This window comes from Oceanisphaera ostreae, assembly GCF_042676125.1.
In the GTDB taxonomy this organism is placed as follows: domain Bacteria; phylum Pseudomonadota; class Gammaproteobacteria; order Enterobacterales; family Aeromonadaceae; genus Oceanimonas; species Oceanimonas ostreae.
In genome coordinates, this window is sequence record NZ_JBHTJS010000002.1 from 93,323 (window position 1) to 108,837 (window position 15,515).

Annotated in this window: 16 protein-coding genes; 11 read left to right on the forward strand and 5 right to left on the reverse strand. The window is 47.6% G+C overall.

The genetic code is table 11. The features are described from left to right. Nucleotides 1-76: 76 nt before the first annotated feature. The 3 genes from ACFQ1C_RS00835 to ACFQ1C_RS00845 are packed head-to-tail and all read right to left on the reverse strand — an operon-like array spanning nucleotide 77 to nucleotide 1,960. Entirely contained in the window at nucleotides 77-280 is a 204-nt protein-coding gene (locus ACFQ1C_RS00835) for a CPXCG motif-containing cysteine-rich protein (RefSeq protein ID WP_379556639.1), read from the reverse strand. Nucleotides 281-326: 46 nt separating this feature from the next. Beyond that, complete coding sequence (locus ACFQ1C_RS00840; RefSeq protein ID WP_379556640.1) at nucleotides 327-1,088, reverse strand: pteridine reductase; 762 nt, start codon at nucleotides 1,086-1,088, stop codon at nucleotides 327-329. Nucleotides 1,089-1,096: 8 nt separating this feature from the next. Further along, nucleotides 1,097-1,960, reverse strand: coding sequence for a fructosamine kinase family protein (locus tag ACFQ1C_RS00845; RefSeq protein ID WP_379556641.1), 864 nt, complete (start codon nucleotides 1,958-1,960; stop codon nucleotides 1,097-1,099). A 95-nt stretch (nucleotides 1,961-2,055) separates the two neighbouring features. On the opposite strand from ACFQ1C_RS00845, the gene ACFQ1C_RS00850 reads away from it, so the two are divergent. The 11 genes from ACFQ1C_RS00850 (at nucleotide 2,056) to ACFQ1C_RS00900 (ending at nucleotide 12,758) form a co-directional block, all read left to right on the forward strand. After that, a complete protein-coding gene (locus ACFQ1C_RS00850; RefSeq protein WP_379556642.1) occupies nucleotides 2,056-2,505 on the forward strand; it encodes a tellurite resistance TerB family protein in 450 nt (149 codons plus the stop codon). A 260-nt stretch (nucleotides 2,506-2,765) separates the two neighbouring features. Then, entirely contained in the window at nucleotides 2,766-4,700 is a 1,935-nt protein-coding gene (gene thrS, locus ACFQ1C_RS00855) for a threonine--tRNA ligase (RefSeq protein WP_379556643.1), read from the forward strand. A gap of 41 nt (nucleotides 4,701-4,741) precedes the next feature. Further along, the gene (gene infC, locus ACFQ1C_RS00860; RefSeq protein ID WP_449290055.1) at nucleotides 4,742-5,239 is read left to right on the forward strand and encodes a translation initiation factor IF-3; all 498 of its coding nucleotides are present in this window, start codon (nucleotides 4,742-4,744) and stop codon (nucleotides 5,237-5,239) included. 75 nt (nucleotides 5,240-5,314) lie between these two features. After that, nucleotides 5,315-5,509 carry a 50S ribosomal protein L35 gene (gene rpmI / locus ACFQ1C_RS00865; protein WP_379556644.1) on the forward strand — a complete coding sequence of 65 codons (195 nt, stop codon included), beginning with the start codon at nucleotides 5,315-5,317 and terminating at the stop codon, nucleotides 5,507-5,509. A gap of 14 nt (nucleotides 5,510-5,523) precedes the next feature. Further along, nucleotides 5,524-5,883 carry a 50S ribosomal protein L20 gene (gene rplT / locus ACFQ1C_RS00870; protein WP_379556645.1) on the forward strand — a complete coding sequence of 120 codons (360 nt, stop codon included), beginning with the start codon at nucleotides 5,524-5,526 and terminating at the stop codon, nucleotides 5,881-5,883. 159 nt (nucleotides 5,884-6,042) lie between these two features. Continuing rightward, on the forward strand, nucleotides 6,043-7,026 hold the full coding sequence (pheS, locus tag ACFQ1C_RS00875; RefSeq protein ID WP_379556646.1) for a phenylalanine--tRNA ligase subunit alpha: 984 nt from the start codon (nucleotides 6,043-6,045) through the stop codon (nucleotides 7,024-7,026). Nucleotides 7,027-7,041: 15 nt separating this feature from the next. Beyond that, a complete protein-coding gene (gene pheT / locus ACFQ1C_RS00880; protein WP_379556647.1) occupies nucleotides 7,042-9,429 on the forward strand; it encodes a phenylalanine--tRNA ligase subunit beta in 2,388 nt (795 codons plus the stop codon). A gap of 1 nt (nucleotide 9,430) precedes the next feature. Then, on the forward strand, nucleotides 9,431-9,745 hold the full coding sequence (locus tag ACFQ1C_RS00885; protein WP_379556648.1) for an integration host factor subunit alpha: 315 nt from the start codon (nucleotides 9,431-9,433) through the stop codon (nucleotides 9,743-9,745). Between the two features lie 598 nt (nucleotides 9,746-10,343). Next, entirely contained in the window at nucleotides 10,344-11,063 is a 720-nt protein-coding gene (gene cobB / locus ACFQ1C_RS00890) for a Sir2 family NAD+-dependent deacetylase (RefSeq protein WP_379556737.1), read from the forward strand. Nucleotides 11,064-11,394: 331 nt separating this feature from the next. Then, nucleotides 11,395-12,159 (forward strand): hypothetical protein, encoded by a 765-nt coding sequence (locus ACFQ1C_RS00895; RefSeq protein WP_379556649.1) that lies wholly within the window; start codon nucleotides 11,395-11,397, stop codon nucleotides 12,157-12,159. Beyond that, nucleotides 12,156-12,758 carry a DUF2987 domain-containing protein gene (locus ACFQ1C_RS00900; protein WP_379556650.1) on the forward strand — a complete coding sequence of 201 codons (603 nt, stop codon included), beginning with the start codon at nucleotides 12,156-12,158 and terminating at the stop codon, nucleotides 12,756-12,758. Before ACFQ1C_RS00895 ends, ACFQ1C_RS00900 begins: the two co-directional genes overlap by 4 nt. 768 nt (nucleotides 12,759-13,526) lie before the next feature. On the opposite strand, the gene ttcA is transcribed toward ACFQ1C_RS00900, so the two are convergent. Together ttcA and uspE are read right to left on the reverse strand one after the other, a co-directional pair. Beyond that, the gene (gene ttcA, locus ACFQ1C_RS00905) at nucleotides 13,527-14,501 is read right to left on the reverse strand and encodes a tRNA 2-thiocytidine(32) synthetase TtcA (protein WP_379556651.1); all 975 of its coding nucleotides are present in this window, start codon (nucleotides 14,499-14,501) and stop codon (nucleotides 13,527-13,529) included. Nucleotides 14,502-14,579: 78 nt separating this feature from the next. Beyond that, nucleotides 14,580-15,494 (reverse strand): universal stress protein UspE, encoded by a 915-nt coding sequence (gene uspE / locus ACFQ1C_RS00910; protein ID WP_379556652.1) that lies wholly within the window; start codon nucleotides 15,492-15,494, stop codon nucleotides 14,580-14,582. Between the last annotated feature and the right edge of the window lie 21 nt (nucleotides 15,495-15,515).

A 15,515-nucleotide genomic window follows, 5' to 3' on the forward strand; every position in this document is an offset into this window, starting at 1 on the left:
GACTGTAGATTAAGAACGACATGTACGATGTTATGCCAACATACAGGTTTGTCGTTAGTAACCAATCACGCTCAAATTAAAATATCTGCTCGTCATCCGCATCAACGCTCAGTTCGACTTGGTCTGTCATCTCATTGCGAATAACCTTTAAGTGCATAGGGTTGCAGCAAGCACTGCAGTCTTCCACATAATCCTGGCTACCGGCAGAGGCATCTACCGTGATACTAATTCTGTGACCACAATGGGGGCATTGAATGCTCTTATCAAAAAAGTCTCGCATGATGTTGCTCCTTAATATGGAAACGTAAGGCTGTTGCCTTATTTTATCAGGCCTCGCTTAATCCTCGGCTCGAGCGTCCACCGTCTAACGCAATAATCTGACCGGTTAAATACCCAGGTCCCGCCAATAAAAATGCCACCGTTTCAGCAATTTCTTGTGCGTGCCCTAAGCGCCCCATAGGAATACTAGCCAACACCTGCTGTTTTTGCTCGGTAGTTAACTCGTGCGCAGGCCAAATGATAGCACCCGGTGCGACACCATTTACGCGAATGTCCGGTGCTAATTCGTTTGCTAGCCCTCGGGTGAGAGTGGCCAGCGCATTTTTTGCCATGCTATATAACAGATGATGCTGTAAGCCTTTTTCAGCATGAATATCCACCATGTTAACAATAGCCCCGCCTTGTTGATTTACATTGTGTTGACGTAAGGCAGGCAGTAATGCCTGAATTAAAAAATAGGGGGCCGCCGCATTCGTCGTCATTAAGTCGTGCCATTGCATCGGAGTACTCGAGGTCAGTGGCGTGGGATAAAAGCTGGATGCGTTATTAACCAAACCATCTAGCTGGCCAAAGCAACCCAGAACCCGATCCGCCATGGCCGCTAATTGGTCCAGTTGAGTCAAGTCTTGCCGGACTATATGCACGCTGTGTGGTCGAATAGCATTCAATTCTTGCTGTAAGGCGAGGGCGGCGGTGTCGCTCGTATGATAATGCAGCACCAGCCGATAACCCAATTGATGTAAATGGCGGCTTATTGCGGCACCAATACGTTTGGCGGCACCAGTAATCAACACCACAGAGGATGACATGAACTCTCCTAGTTGGAAGTAATACGATATATGCAGCTGCTTGCTTGTTCACGATAGGGCTCGCCAAAGTGGCTAACATGGTTAAGTAAATGATAAAGGTTATATAGGTCACGCCGCCCTTGATAGCCTGAATCCAGCGGCCACACCGTATTATATCCTTGATAGAACACATGAGGAAACTGGCCAAATAACTCCGTCATGGCAATATCCGTTTCTCGATCACCAAAATAGCTGGCGGGATCGAATATTACGGGTTGAGTGTCACAAAAGGCCACATTACCTCGCCACAAATCCCCATGCAGTAAAGAAGCGCTCGGCTGATGATGAATGAGGCGCTGCTTAACAGCCGTCACAATATCGTCGATGTCACCAAAGTGAATACCTTGGTCTTCGAGTAATGTCAGTTGCCAACCAATGCGCTGCTCGGCAAAAAAAGTGGACCATTTCTTATGCCACGTATTAGGTTGTATCGACAGCCCTAAAAAGTTGTCTTCGTCCCAGCCATACATAGGCTGATGTTGGCTTTGATGCAGAGCAGCCAGCTGTTGGCCCAACGCGTACCAAGCATGCTCAGTGCCGTCATTAAAAGAAAAGTAGTCTAGCACTAAAAAACAGCCGCTCAAGGTACTACCACTACAAATCGGGATCGGTACCTGTAATGTATTGGTGGTGCCAAGGTGATCTAGGCTGTTCCATTCACAGCGAAACATATCAGGATGCCCAGCCTCGTTTAATTTAACAAAAAACGCGGTATGGCCATCATCGATACGAAAGGCGCGATTAATTTCTCCGCCTGCCTGTGGCTGCTTATTAATAATACGAAAGTCAGTTTTGGTCGCCTCACAAATCTGATTGGCAATAATCGACCACATAATATCTCCATGTGCTGACGCAGAGGGTGTCAATATTATAGGCTAAGGCTTTAGCATGAACATTATCACGAGATGTCTAATACAGAGGAATAATGATGCTTGAACAACTAAAACAATGGCTTACCGCTGACAATGCTGAGCAAAACTCAACTCCAGAGAAAGAAGTCGCTATTACCGCGTTATTAAGTGAAGTGATGTTAGCCGATGGTGATGCCAGCAACGAGCAGTACGAAAAACTCGAGCTGTTACTGGGGCGGCTAACCAAACAAAGTCCCGCAGACATACAAAAACTATTAGCCGATAAAAGAGTACAGCCAGACCAAATAGTCTCACTTTATGAATTTACTTCTCAACTTAAGAATCTGCCCATCACCGAGCGAGAGGACATCCTGTATAGCTTATGGGTTATTGCTTTTAGCAACGGTCTGTTAGATCCGCAAGAAGAGGCTGTAATCCGTCAAGTTGCCGACTTACTGTATATTCGCCACAGTCGTTTTATTTGGCTTAAGCAGCAGGCACAAGAAAAAGCAGGCATCACTCTTTAAGCCTAACGCGGTTACCGTGGCTCTTAACAGGCAGCTGCTGCCCACAAGGCCTAGTAGCTGGGGGGCAGTTCTGATAAAATACGTGCCCTTAACCCGTGCCACTTATCAACACTAAGTCGTTTAGGCTTTGTCGTTTCAGGTGCGCCAAACTGGCAAAGTACGCCAGACGGTTAACAGTAATGAAGCTTGTGCAAATCTGGGTTCATTTTCATACATTACATGTGCGCTTTGGTAGGGTGCACCACTGTTAAGGATATTTCATGCCGACAATTACTCTTCCCGATGGTAGCCAACGTCACTTTGAGCACGCCGTTTCCGTAATGGACGTAGCGATGGACATTGGTCCTGGTTTAGCCAAAGCTTGTATTGCAGGCCGTATTAACGGTCAATTAGTTGATGCCTGCGAATTGATAGAAGCCGATGCTGATCTGGCCATCATTACCGCCAAGGATCAAGATGGCTTAACCATCTTACGCCACTCTTGTGCTCACCTGCTTGGTCATGCCATTAAGCAACTCTGGCCTCAAACCAAAATGGCCATCGGGCCGGTTATCGACAACGGGTTTTATTATGACGTTGATCTTGACCATACCCTGACCGAAGAAGACATCGTTAAGCTTGAAAAACGCATGCAAGAACTGGTGAAAACCGGTTATCAGGTAATTAAGAAAAAGGTCAGCTGGCAAGAAGCGCGCGACACCTTTGCCGAGCGGCATGAACCTTATAAAATAGAAATTCTTGATCAAAACGTCAGCCAAGACGACAGGCCCGGATTATATTATCACGAAGAATACGTTGATATGTGCCGTGGCCCTCATGTACCCAACATGAAATTTTGTCAGCATTTCAAGTTGCAAAAAACCTCTGGTGCCTACTGGCGCGGCGACTCTAAAAACAAAATGCTGCAGCGCATTTACGGCACCGCTTGGGCCGACAAAAAAGCCCTTAAAGGCTATTTGCTGCAGCTAGAAGAAGCAGCCAAACGCGATCACCGTAAAATTGGTAAGCAGCTTGACCTTTACCACATGCAAGAAGAAGCGCCGGGCATGGTGTTTTGGCATAACGACGGCTGGAGCATCTTTCGTGAGCTTGAGCAGTTTGTACGTGAAAAGTTACGTGAATATGACTACCAAGAAGTAAAAGGTCCGTTAATGATGGACCGCGTACTGTGGGAACGTTCTGGTCACTGGGACAAGTACGCCGACTATATGTTTACTACCAGTTCAGAGAATCGTGAGTATGCGATTAAGCCGATGAACTGCCCAGGTCACGTGCAAATATTTAACCAGGGCTTAAAATCATATCGTGACCTACCACTGCGCATGGGCGAATTCGGTAGCTGTCACCGTAACGAACCCAGCGGGGCGCTACACGGCTTAATGCGCGTGCGGGGCTTTACCCAAGACGACGCGCATATTTTTTGTACCGAGTCGCAAATACAATCAGAAGTGTCTGACTGTATTAATTTGGTGTATGACACTTATAAGACCTTTGGTTTTACCGACATTGTCGTCAAGCTGTCTACTCGACCAGAAGAGCGCATTGGTAGTGATGAGGCGTGGGACCAAGCAGAGCTGGCCTTACAAGAAGCACTAACCGCCGCTAACATCGATTACGACCTGCAACCGGGTGAGGGTGCCTTTTATGGCCCTAAAATTGAGTTTACCTTGCACGATTGTCTGAACCGGGCATGGCAGTGTGGTACAATACAGCTAGATTTTGCACTACCTGGTCGCTTAGGAGCCAGTTATGTAGGTGAAGATAACGAACGCCATGTGCCGGTTATGATTCACCGTGCTATCCTAGGTTCAATCGAGCGCTTTATCGGTATTTTAATAGAAGAGTATGCAGGCCTGTTTCCAACTTGGCTGGCTCCCACTCAGGTGGTCGTACTCAACATTACCGATAATCAGGCCGATTACGCACTCAATCTCACAAATAATCTGAATAAAATTGGCATTAGAGCTAAAGCAGACTTGAGAAATGAGAAAATAGGCTTTAAAATCCGCGAACATACTCTGAAGCGGGTACCTTTCATGTTCGTTTGTGGCGACAAAGAAGTCGAAGCCGGCAAAGTAGCGGTTCGTACCCGGAAAGGATTGGATTTAGGTGTCTTCGATGTAGAAGAGCTTAGTTTGCTAATACAGCAAGAAATCCAAACTCGCGGAAAGAAAACAGTGGAGGATAGGTTATAAAAGGTGCTAAGAGAGGGAGCAAACCAGCTCCTCGCAATCGACTGAACGAAGAGATCCGACTGCCAGAAGTTCGCTTAGTCGGACTTGAAGGCGAGCCTATGGGCGTGGTTACTATTGCAGAGGCTTTAGAAACTGCAGCCACTGCCGGTGTAGACCTAGTTGAGATCAGTCCCAATGCCGAGCCGCCCGTTTGCCGTTTAATGGATTACGGCAAGTTCCTCTACGAGAAGAGCAAGGCGACTAAAGAACAGAAGAAGAAACAAAAACAGATCCAGGTAAAGGAAATGAAGTTCCGTCCTGGCACTGATGATGGCGATTACCAGGTAAAGCTACGCAACCTGGTTCGCTTTTTAGAAGAGGGCAACAAAGCCAAAATCACGCTGCGGTTCCGCGGTCGTGAAATGGCGCACCAAGACCTAGGGTTTGATTTGCTAAACCGTATTAAAGCGGATTTAGACGAATTGGCCGTAGTGGAGGCTTTCCCGAAAATGGAAGGTCGCCAAGCTGTCATGGTGCTAGCCCCAAAGAAAAAACAGTAAGGTTTCACAAGTAGCTGGATAATTGTTATCCAGCTCACCTTGACTGTTTGTTGTTATTAACAATGCGGAGTTGTTATGCCGAAAATGAAAAGCAATAAAGGTGCTGCAAAGCGCTTTAAGAAAACAGCGAGTGGCTTTAAGTGTAAGCAATCACACACAAGCCATATCCTCACCAAGAAAAGTACTAAGCGTAAGCGTCATTTGCGCGGTACTAACTTGGTAGCGGCGGCAGATGTTGCCCAAGTTCAATCAATGTTGCCCTACGCTTAAGAGGATTATAAATTATGGCAAGAGTTAAACGTGGTGTGACCGCTCGCGCTCGTCACAAGAAAATATTAAAGCAAGCTAAAGGTTATTACGGAGCCCGTTCACGCGTCTATCGCGTAGCGGTTCAAGCAGTAACTAAAGCCGGTCAATATGCATATCGTGACCGTCGTGCGAAAAAGCGTCAGTTCCGTCAGCTGTGGATTGCGCGTATTAACGCTGCAAGCCGTCAGAACGGTCTTTCATACAGCCGTTTCATCAATGGTTTGAAAAAAGCCTCTGTTGAAATCGACCGTAAGATTTTGGCTGATATCGCCGTACACGACAAAACCACCTTCACCGCTTTGGTTAGCAAAGCAAAAGAAGCGTTGGCAGCATAAGTCGTCGTTAAGTCGATAAAATGAAAAAAGGAGGCCTTGGCCTCCTTTTTTGTTACCTACGATTAAGTTCAGCGGTGGCAGAAAAAACACAAATCCTTTACTATCAAGCCCTTCAAATTATTTAGTGTCTGCCTTAGGCGGGCAAGTGACGAGGAATACATGGATCAGCTGCAAGACGTGATCGTCAAAGCACAGGCACAGATCCTGGCTGCCGCCAGCGCCGGTGAATTAGATGACATCCGGGTGCATTACATGGGTAAAAAAGGTTTTTTTACCGAACAATCCAAAGCCCTAGGTAAGTTGTCTGCCGAAGAGCGTCCCGCTGCCGGCCAAGTGATTAATCAAGCCAAGCAAGCGGTAAATGACGCTCTTAACAGCAAGCGCGAAGCGTTACAGCTGGCCGAGTTAAACCAAAAGCTAGCGTCAGAAACGCTGGATATTAGCTTGCCAGGCCGTCATCAGTCGGTAGGCGGTTTACATCCAGTGACGCGCACCATTAAACGCATTGAATCGTTTTTTGGCGAGTTAGGTTTTCAGGTGGCAGAAGGGCCAGAAATTGAAGATGATTTTCATAACTTCGATGCGCTAAACATTCCGGCACACCACCCCGCACGAGCCGATCACGACACCTTTTATTTTAATCCCAAGCTGATGTTGCGCACCCAAACCTCAGGTGTGCAAATTCGGACCATGGAACATCAGCCGCCGCCAATCCGCATTATTTCACCGGGCCGCGTGTATCGTAACGATTACGATCAAACCCACACCCCGATGTTTCATCAGGTTGAAGGCTTGTTGGTTGATGAAAATGTCAGCTTCGCCCAATTAAAAGGCGTGCTGCACGATTTTCTAAACAACTTCTTTGAAGAAGATTTGCAAATCCGCTTCCGTCCGTCTTACTTTCCGTTTACCGAGCCCAGTGCCGAAGTCGATGTGATGGGTAAAAACGGCAAATGGTTAGAAGTACTCGGCTGCGGCATGGTGCATCCCAACGTATTGCGTTCGGTGGGTATCGATCCCGAGCGTTACAGCGGTTTTGCCTTTGGCATGGGCGTTGAGCGTTTGACCATGTTGCGCTATGGCGTGAACGATTTACGCGCTTTCTTCGAGAATGATCTGCGTTTTCTTAAGCAATTTGGTTAAGCGGCAGGAGCAATAATGAAATTTTCAAAATCATGGCTGGACGAGTGGGTTACTACCGGCCTTAGCACCGAGGCTCTTGCCGAGCAAATTACTATGGCAGGTCTTGAAGTAGACGGCATTGAGCCAGTAGCTGGTGATTTTAGTCAGGTAATAGTGGGCGAAGTGGTTGAATGTGGCCAACATCCCGATGCCGACAAGTTACAAGTAACTAAAGTTAACGTGGGTGGTGATGAACTACTCGACATCGTATGCGGTGCGCCAAACTGTCGCCAAGGTTTAAAAGTAGCGGTGGCTGTCGTCGGTGCCGTACTGCCTGGTGACTTTAAAATCAAAAAAGCCAAGCTACGCGGACAACCGTCCCACGGCATGCTCTGCTCTTACAGCGAAATTGGTATCGACTTAGACTCCAGCGGCATTATCGAGCTGGCGGCCGATGCGCCCATTGGCGCTTGCGTGCGTGACTATTTGCAGCTCAACGATGAGATTATCGAAATTGATCTCACGCCTAACCGTGCCGACTGCTTAAGCATCGCCGGGGTCGCCCGTGAAGTCGGCGTACTAAATCAGCAAGATGTGCACTGGCCCGAGATCCCTGCGGTTGCGGCGACCATCGATGATACCGTTAACATTAATCTGGTTGCCGCCGACGCCTGCCCGCGTTACTTAGGCCGCGTAGTTAAAAATATTGATGTAGCAGCGACTACGCCATTATGGATGCAAGAAAAACTGCGACGCAGCGGCATTCGCAGCATCGATGCGGTGGTCGACATTACCAATTTCGTATTGTTGGAGTGGGGCCAACCGATGCATGCTTTTGACCTTGCCACGTTGAATGGTGACATTCAGGTGCGCATGGCCAAGCAGGACGAAAAGCTGACATTGCTCGACGGTGTAGAGGTGAGCTTACACAACGACACCTTAGTGATTGCCGACAGCCAACAAGCGATTGCTATGGCAGGAATTTTTGGTGGTCAAGCCACCGGCGTTACCGAGCAGACCCGTGATGTATTGTTAGAGTGTGCTTTCTTTAGCCCGCTGTCCATTACCGGCCGTGCCCGTCATTACGGTTTGCACACCGATTCTTCGCATCGTTTCGAGCGTGGGGTAGATTTTCAGTTGCAGCATAAAGTGATGGAGCGGGCTACTGCACTATTACTCGAAATTTGTGGTGGTGAAGCCGGCCCAGTAGTCGAGGCCGTTGCCCAAGAACACTTACCCACCGCGAATACCGTTAGCTTGCGTCATGCTAAATTGAACCGCTTAATTGGCATCGATATTGCTGCCAATCAAGTGCATGACATGCTGACCCGCTTAGGGTTAGAAGTGACGACCACCAACGACGGTTGGCAGGTAGTGGTGCCGAGCTATCGTTTCGACATCAGCATCGAAGAAGACTTGGTTGAAGAAGTAGCGCGTATCCACGGCTATAACAATATACCCGACCAAGCCCCAGTGGCGGGTTTAACCATGTCACAGCACAGTGAAGCTAAACTGCCACTTAATCGTTTAAAAGATGCCTTGGTAGATTTAGGTTATCAAGAAGCCATTACCTATAGCTTTGTTGACCCTAAGCAGCAGACCTTGTTGTTTCCAGAAGTAAAAACCATGGTGCTGCCACATCCCATTGCGGCCGACATGTCAGAAATGCGCGTGTCATTGTGGCCTGGGTTGATTCAAGCGGCGGTATATAACCAAAACCGTCAACAGCCAAGATTACGTTTGTTTGAACAAGGTTTAACCTTTATTCCAGATGACGCAGCAGAAAATGGCGTGCGTCAAACGCCGGTGCTAGCAGGTTTGTTAATGGGCACTGTGGTGGGTGAACATTGGGCTATGGCTGATAAGCCGGTCGACTTTTTTGACCTTAAAGGCGATGTAGAAAGCCTATTGGCATTAAGTGGTCAAGCTCTTAACTTCTCTTTTGCTCGTGCCAATATTAATGCCCTACATCCCGGTCAGTCGGCGTCATTACTAAGCCAAGGCCACCAAGTAGGTACCTTAGGAGCCGTGCACCCAAGCCTGTTACGTAAGCTGGGTCTTAAATCTCAAGCTTATGTATTTGAAGTTGAGCTTAGTGCGCTAACCCAACGTTACGTACCTGAAGCTGGCGAGATTTCTCGCTTCCCTGCCAACCGTCGCGATTTAGCGCTGGTGGTTGATCAAGGTGTAGCCGCTGGCGATATCCTTGATTTAGTTAGGAAAGTTGGCGGAAATCAATTGGTTGGATTAAACTTGTTTGATGTATACCAAGGTCAGGGCATTAGTGATGACAAAAAGAGCTTAGCGCTTAGCTTGGTGTTGCAAGATACCCACCGAACTTTGGAAGATAAAGAGATTGCTGATACGGTTTCTCGTATTGTAACGGCACTTTCTGACGAGTTTAATGCATCCTTGAGGGATTGATATGGCATTAACCAAAGCCGATTTAGCAGAGCATCTGTTTAGTGAACTTGGGCTAACCAAGCGCGATGCCAAAAATATGGTCGAAGCGTTTTTTGAAGAAATACGCGTCGCTCTTGAACAAGGCGAACAGGTAAAAATTTCCGGTTTCGGCAACTTCGAGTTGCGTAATAAAGGCGAGCGCCCCGGACGCAACCCTAAAACCGGAGAGGATATACCCATTTCGGCGCGCCGGGTGGTGACCTTTAAACCGGGGCAAAAATTGAAAGCCCGAGTTGAAGACCGAGCTGAAGACAGTTCAGACTCAACTACCGAATAAAAGACAGCCAGGCCTCACCGCCTGGCTTTTTATTTTATAGAAAGTTAAGTGTGAAGAGTAAAGGGAGCAAACTTATACCAATCTGGAAAACTAACGGATCTATTTTTGTTTGTATAAAAGCCGAACAAAGAGTCAACTCCACCGACCCGCTGCAAGCACATCCGTGTGACGCTCAAACACATAACATCCCTGTTATGTGATGGTCGATGGAGTCGATCCCTTTATCCGTCTCTAGGCTGCGAGGTCGCCTGTCGGTGCGCTTTACAGACAGCTCTGTGCTTAAGGAGAGGTAATAGAGATCGGCTCCCACGACCGTGACAATGCCAGGGATGGCATTTCCTGAGCCCCCAGGGATGGGTTTATGGCGTGTCGTGGGAGCTGACTCTGTTTCCTCTCGTATCCGATTATAAACTAGATCTGATTTTTACTTAGATTGGAATTACACAGCGAACGTTTAGGTGCAGAGTGCTTCATGTCGACCTCTTCACCCTTCACTCTTTATTACATGTTTTAAAGAATAAGACTAAGGCCGTATTGGCCTTAACCCCATGTTGCTGTTAGCCTAAACATTGAATATAAATACAGTGCCAACAGAGGGATCTCGCCAGTGCATAAAGGTAATATAGTTATTCTCACCGGAGCGGGCATCTCAGCCGAGTCGGGTATTAGAACCTTTAGAGCCAGCGATGGCTTATGGGAAGAGCATCGGATAGAAGATGTGGCCACGCCCGAAGGTTATCAGCGCGACCCCGAATTAGTACACCGTTTTTATAATGCTCGTCGTGAGTTGCTGCATACCGTAGAACCTAATGCGGCGCATTTGGCATTGGCCAAATTAGAAGCACAGTGGCCTGGGCTGGTCACTATTGTTACGCAAAATATCGATGACCTGCACGAAAGAGCCGGTAGCCAAAATGTGCTGCATATGCATGGCGAGTTACTAAAAGCCCGTTGTCCGCACAGCAAGCAAACCATGGACTGGCCGGGGCCAATTCACCCTGCAGATGTATGTCAGTGCTGTCAGTTTCCTGAACCGCTACGGCCTCATGTGGTGTGGTTTGGTGAAATGCCGCTGTTACTGGATCGCATCTATCATGCATTAAGTGAAGCCAGTCTGTTTATTTCTATTGGCACCTCAGGAAATGTCTATCCCGCCGCCGGCCTCGTTCACGAAGCCGCCATGCACAATGCCCACACCATAGAAATAAACCTAGAGCCCAGTCAGGGTAAAAGTCATTTTGCAGAACACCGTTATGGCCCCGCCACCGAAAAAGTAGTGGAATACGTCGAAGAATTACTTAAAAAATATGCGGAGTGAAATGAGGGGAGGGGTTAAAACTCGCCACGGCCAACGCAGCAAGAATGAGTAACGATAGCTCGCTCAAGCGATTGCGCTACATAATGGCCTCTTCACGATAACGCCATTTATTGTTATTTCTAGAGTTGTTATCTCTGCAAAAAGTAGGCTGATGATTCTTTACCTTTAGTACAAGCACCGTCACAAAAAGAAGGAATACTAGGTGTTATACGAGCCGCAAGCTAGTGACTATGCTGTGTTATAATTCCTGCATTAATAATAGCTTAGCGTTGCTGCCTCCCTTGGCTTCCTTCGTTATAATGGCACCATCTTAAGTAAGAGACTGAATTAAATGAATGAACCGCGTTTCGCTCGACTGCAACAGTCGTTACAACAAGGCTTTACACTCGCACCCAAAGCTATTTTTCAAGAAGCATGGCAGCGTATTAATGGCGCCAAAATGCCCATGCTGCTGGCGGCAATTGGTGTAACGGGTTGCTGGTTAGTGCTTAATCAATTACTGGTGAGCGTAACCGGAGACAGTGAAGAAGTTTCTTGGCAATTCAGCCTACTCGGCTTGGCGATTTCCATGGTGATGGCCCCCATGAGTGCCGCACTCGACATGATGGGCGTTCATCGTGCCGTTGATAAACCTATTCGGCCTAATCAAATTTTTGATTATTTTCGTTTTTTACTGCCGCTTGCTCTCACTAGTTTATTAATGGGCATCATCAGCAGCCTGTTTCTGCCTGTGGGACAAATGTTAGGACTGCCAGTGGCTTTATCTTTGCTACCGACACTTATTTTAAGTGTCGCGTTAATGTTTACCTTTCCTCTGATATTAGACAAAGGGCTGACACCAATCCAAGCTATCACCACATCGCTACGGTTGTTTTCCCGCCAGTGGTTAGCGTTACTGTCCGTGCATTTACTGCTGGCACTACTGTTTATGGCCGCAATATTTACGCTCAGCATCGGGCTTGTCTGGGCAGTGCCAATGTATATCACTGTAAAGGGCATTTTGTATCGTGAAGCCTGTGGCATTGAAGGCTCCACCGATACTAAATCCGACGCGGCTGCGTCTTTAAATTCTGCCAAGGATCACTTCGACGCATGAAAAAGCTACTCATTGTTGCCATACTGCTAGCACTGCCAGCCAGCCAAGTACACGCTAAGCCGTTAGAGCTAGGCTACAGCGGTTTTTATAAGTACATGGCGAAAGTAAAAAAAGCGCAGGTGGAACATGCGGAATTAGGTTTTTATTTAAGTCGCACCGACGGCCAAGGCTTATGCACTATTGAGTCGGGTGTGGTGCGTGTAGATAACAACATCAGAGGTGAGGTTAACGTATTGCCTCATCAGCAGTTTATTTTGCCAGAAGATAAAGAGCTGGATCTAGACAAAGCCATAGTGGCATTAGAAATGGTCGATACTGCCGAGTGTGATATTTCAATACAAATTCAATCAAACTTAGATGCCGGCGACGTGTCGATGTCTCAGCTACGAGCAGTAGAAAATGACATGTATCGTCTGTTGCAAAAAATGGCCGGTTGGCCGGGTAGATATTTTGTGCCCGAGCTACAAGGTATTAAATTAAACCCAGCGGGGTTAGAACAAGATATTAACGGCAAGCCACAAGTGACATTCAGCCAAGCGCAGCTGGCAGAAGAGGGTAGTTTGAATTTACCCGCCGTTAGAATAACGCCGTGGTTTTAAAGGCTGCTGTACGTTATACGCCGTACGCTTTACGTAAAACCCAAACCGGTACTTTTTAATGTAAAGCGTAAAGCGTAAGGTGTAGGCGATGTTTTAGCTTTCGCGACTATATTCGTGCAGCGAAACAGGCGGGCGACTGGAATCGCCCCTACAGTAAGACTTAAACCAATCGGCACAAGTGTTGTCGTAGGGTCCCCTATTTTAGGTAGAGAGTATTAAACCAAAAATGGTTCACGGCTGAAAGCCTGTCACTTAGTCACATCTTTTGATTGCATTATAAATAAAAATGAGATGTATGATTTAGTCGGCTCGCCCTGCATAACTGCCGAACAAAGGGTCTTCTTCATCGACACGCTGCAAGCACATCCCTGTGACGCTCAAACACATAACATCCCTGTTATGTGATGGTCGTGAAGAAGATCCCTTTATCCGGCCACACGCCACTGTGTCGCTTATTGGCATCGATGACCGACGCCCTTGAGCTAATGGTTTAAATCAAGCAGTTTCCCGAAGGAAGCTGATTTGCGCCTGCGGCACAATGCGAGAGCAAGCTTTCGCCTACAAAATCCAGGCAACTCCGTGCTCATGAGAGGGTAGAGTGCGTCTGCTCCGCCGACCCTCCGCGCCAGGGAAGGCGCGGCGGAGCCCCCAGGGATGGGTTTACGGCGAGTCGATCGGAGTAGTGCGCTCCGCCCGATTACACCATTAAGATCAACAAAAAGATGTGACTAAGTGGCAGGCTGAAAGCCTTATAGCTGCCCGAAGGGCTCATTTCAATTCGGTGATCGCTAAGCGCTCGCCTACTTCGGGGGCGCTTTCATCTTCATCAACAAAGCGTGGGGCTACGTCGGGCTTATCGAAACCGAGATCACCACCATCGATGACGCCTGAGTCACTGTTGATATTTTTAAAATCAAACTGTTGATGATCAAGCAGGTGAGAGGGCACCACATTTTGTAGCGCACTAAACATGCTGGCGATGCGTCCCGGAAAACGCTGTTCCCAATCTTGTAGCATATTCTTGATTGCCTGACGTTGCAGGTTTTCTTGAGAGCCACACAAGTTGCAGGGAATAATGGGGAATGCTTTGGCCTCGGCAAAACTGATGATGTCTTTTTCTTTACAATATGCCAGCGGGCGGATCACCACATGCTTACCGTTATCGCTCACCAGCTTTGGTGGCATCGACTTCATGGTGCCGCCGTAAAACATATTCAGCATTAAGGTTTCTAAAATATCATCACGATGATGCCCCAAAGCAATTTTGGTGGCACCCAGCTCGGTAGCGGTGCGATATAAAATTCCGCGACGTAATCGAGAACACAACGCACAGGTGGTTTTACCTTCCGGTACCTTGTCCATCACAATAGAGTAGGTATCTTCTTCAACTATTTTGTACTCGACGCCCAATTTATCTAAGTAATTGGGTAGCACATGCTCGGGAAAACCAGGCTGCTTTTGGTCAAGGTTTACGGCCACAATATCAAAGTTAATCGGGGCATGAGCTTTCAAGTGTTGCAACATATCCAGCATGGCATAGCTGTCTTTGCCGCCTGACAAACACACCATGATGCGATCACCTTCTTCAATCATATTGAAATCGGCTACGGCTTGACCCACATGACGGCGCAGTCGTTTTTGCACCTTATTTAAACTATGAGTTTGCTTAACAGCGGGTGCTGACTGGCTTGAGTCGGATGTGTTTGAAATGGACGTTGAGACAGAACTAGTAGAAACAGACATGATAACCCCAGCAAAAATACTGGGGCTATTATAGAGGCTGGCAGCTTGAGGGCAAGCGGCCGCAAGGGGATTAAGCAACTATTCTGTATCGGGGCGCAGCACCAACACATCACAGGTTAATTTATCGACCACTTGCTCTGCTGTATTACCGAGTAGGGCGGCCGAAAATCCGGTGCGGCCCACCGATCCCAAAATAACTAAGCTGGCATTAATTTTATCGGCACAATGCGGGATCACCTCTTCGGCCAAGCCTTCTTCTAAATGCAGGCTACTCGACTCCAAATCGAAACGCACCGCATATTCATATAAAGCTCTTTCATGGTGTCTTTTTACCGCTGCATTATAAACATGGGGGTCGAAGTCGGGCAGCTCAAGTGCCATGTTCACTGGCGTAATAGGATAAGCATTCACCAAATGTAAATTAGCCGTTAGCAGACGGGCGACTTCCGCACTTTCGGTAATCACTTTATTATTAAGCGCTTCTTGCTCTTTATCGTCACTGCCGCAGTTTACCGCCGCCAGTACATTTCCGCCCATTGGCCAGTCTTGTTGTTTTACTAGCAATACTGGGCAAGGGCATTTACGGAGCAGGTGCCAGTCGGTAGGAGTAAAAATAAAGGACTGGATCAGCGTATGCTTATGGGTGCTTTTAACCACCAAATCGTGCTGGCCATCTTGCACTTGTTGAATAATGGCTTCAAAAGGTCGGCTATGCCAAACCACCTTGAGATTAAATTGCACCGTGCTGTTTTTATAAGGTGCTAGCAGAGTTTTTAGCCACTCTTCTCGTCCTTGTAGTACCCCTTCGCGCATTTCGTCCCGTTCGGTGCTCGACAAAATAGACGTCATTTCATAAGAGAAATCATAAATGGCCATGAAGAGGGTGATATCCGCCTTCTCTTGCAAAGCGGCCACAGATACGGCTCGGTGCAGAGCCGGTTGCGTTTCAGCGACCGGATCGATGACCACTAATATATGTTGATACTTAATCATAAGGCGTCCCTTGCTATGAAA

Bases quoted from the DNA above. Each gene is read 5' to 3' on its own strand.
- uspE (WP_379556652.1), bottom strand. From the start codon at position 15,494: ATGATTAAGTATCAACATATATTAGTGGTCATCGATCCGGTCGCTGAA.
- ACFQ1C_RS00845 (WP_379556641.1), bottom strand. From the start codon at position 1,960: ATGTGGTCGATTATTGCCAATCAGATTTGTGAGGCGACCAAAACTGAC.
- pheT (WP_379556647.1), top strand. From the start codon at position 7,042: ATGAAATTTTCAAAATCATGGCTGGACGAGTGGGTTACTACCGGCCTT.
- ACFQ1C_RS00900 (WP_379556650.1), top strand. From the start codon at position 12,156: ATGAAAAAGCTACTCATTGTTGCCATACTGCTAGCACTGCCAGCCAGC.
- ACFQ1C_RS00840 (WP_379556640.1), bottom strand. From the start codon at position 1,088: ATGTCATCCTCTGTGGTGTTGATTACTGGTGCCGCCAAACGTATTGGT.
- rplT (WP_379556645.1), top strand. From the start codon at position 5,524: ATGGCAAGAGTTAAACGTGGTGTGACCGCTCGCGCTCGTCACAAGAAA.
- ttcA (WP_379556651.1), bottom strand. From the start codon at position 14,501: ATGTCTGTTTCTACTAGTTCTGTCTCAACGTCCATTTCAAACACATCC.
- rpmI (WP_379556644.1), top strand. From the start codon at position 5,315: ATGCCGAAAATGAAAAGCAATAAAGGTGCTGCAAAGCGCTTTAAGAAA.
- ACFQ1C_RS00850 (WP_379556642.1), top strand. From the start codon at position 2,056: ATGCTTGAACAACTAAAACAATGGCTTACCGCTGACAATGCTGAGCAA.
- pheS (WP_379556646.1), top strand. From the start codon at position 6,043: ATGGATCAGCTGCAAGACGTGATCGTCAAAGCACAGGCACAGATCCTG.
- ACFQ1C_RS00895 (WP_379556649.1), top strand. From the start codon at position 11,395: ATGAATGAACCGCGTTTCGCTCGACTGCAACAGTCGTTACAACAAGGC.
- ACFQ1C_RS00835 (WP_379556639.1), bottom strand. From the start codon at position 280: ATGCGAGACTTTTTTGATAAGAGCATTCAATGCCCCCATTGTGGTCAC.
- thrS (WP_379556643.1), top strand. From the start codon at position 2,766: ATGCCGACAATTACTCTTCCCGATGGTAGCCAACGTCACTTTGAGCAC.
- ACFQ1C_RS00885 (WP_379556648.1), top strand. From the start codon at position 9,431: ATGGCATTAACCAAAGCCGATTTAGCAGAGCATCTGTTTAGTGAACTT.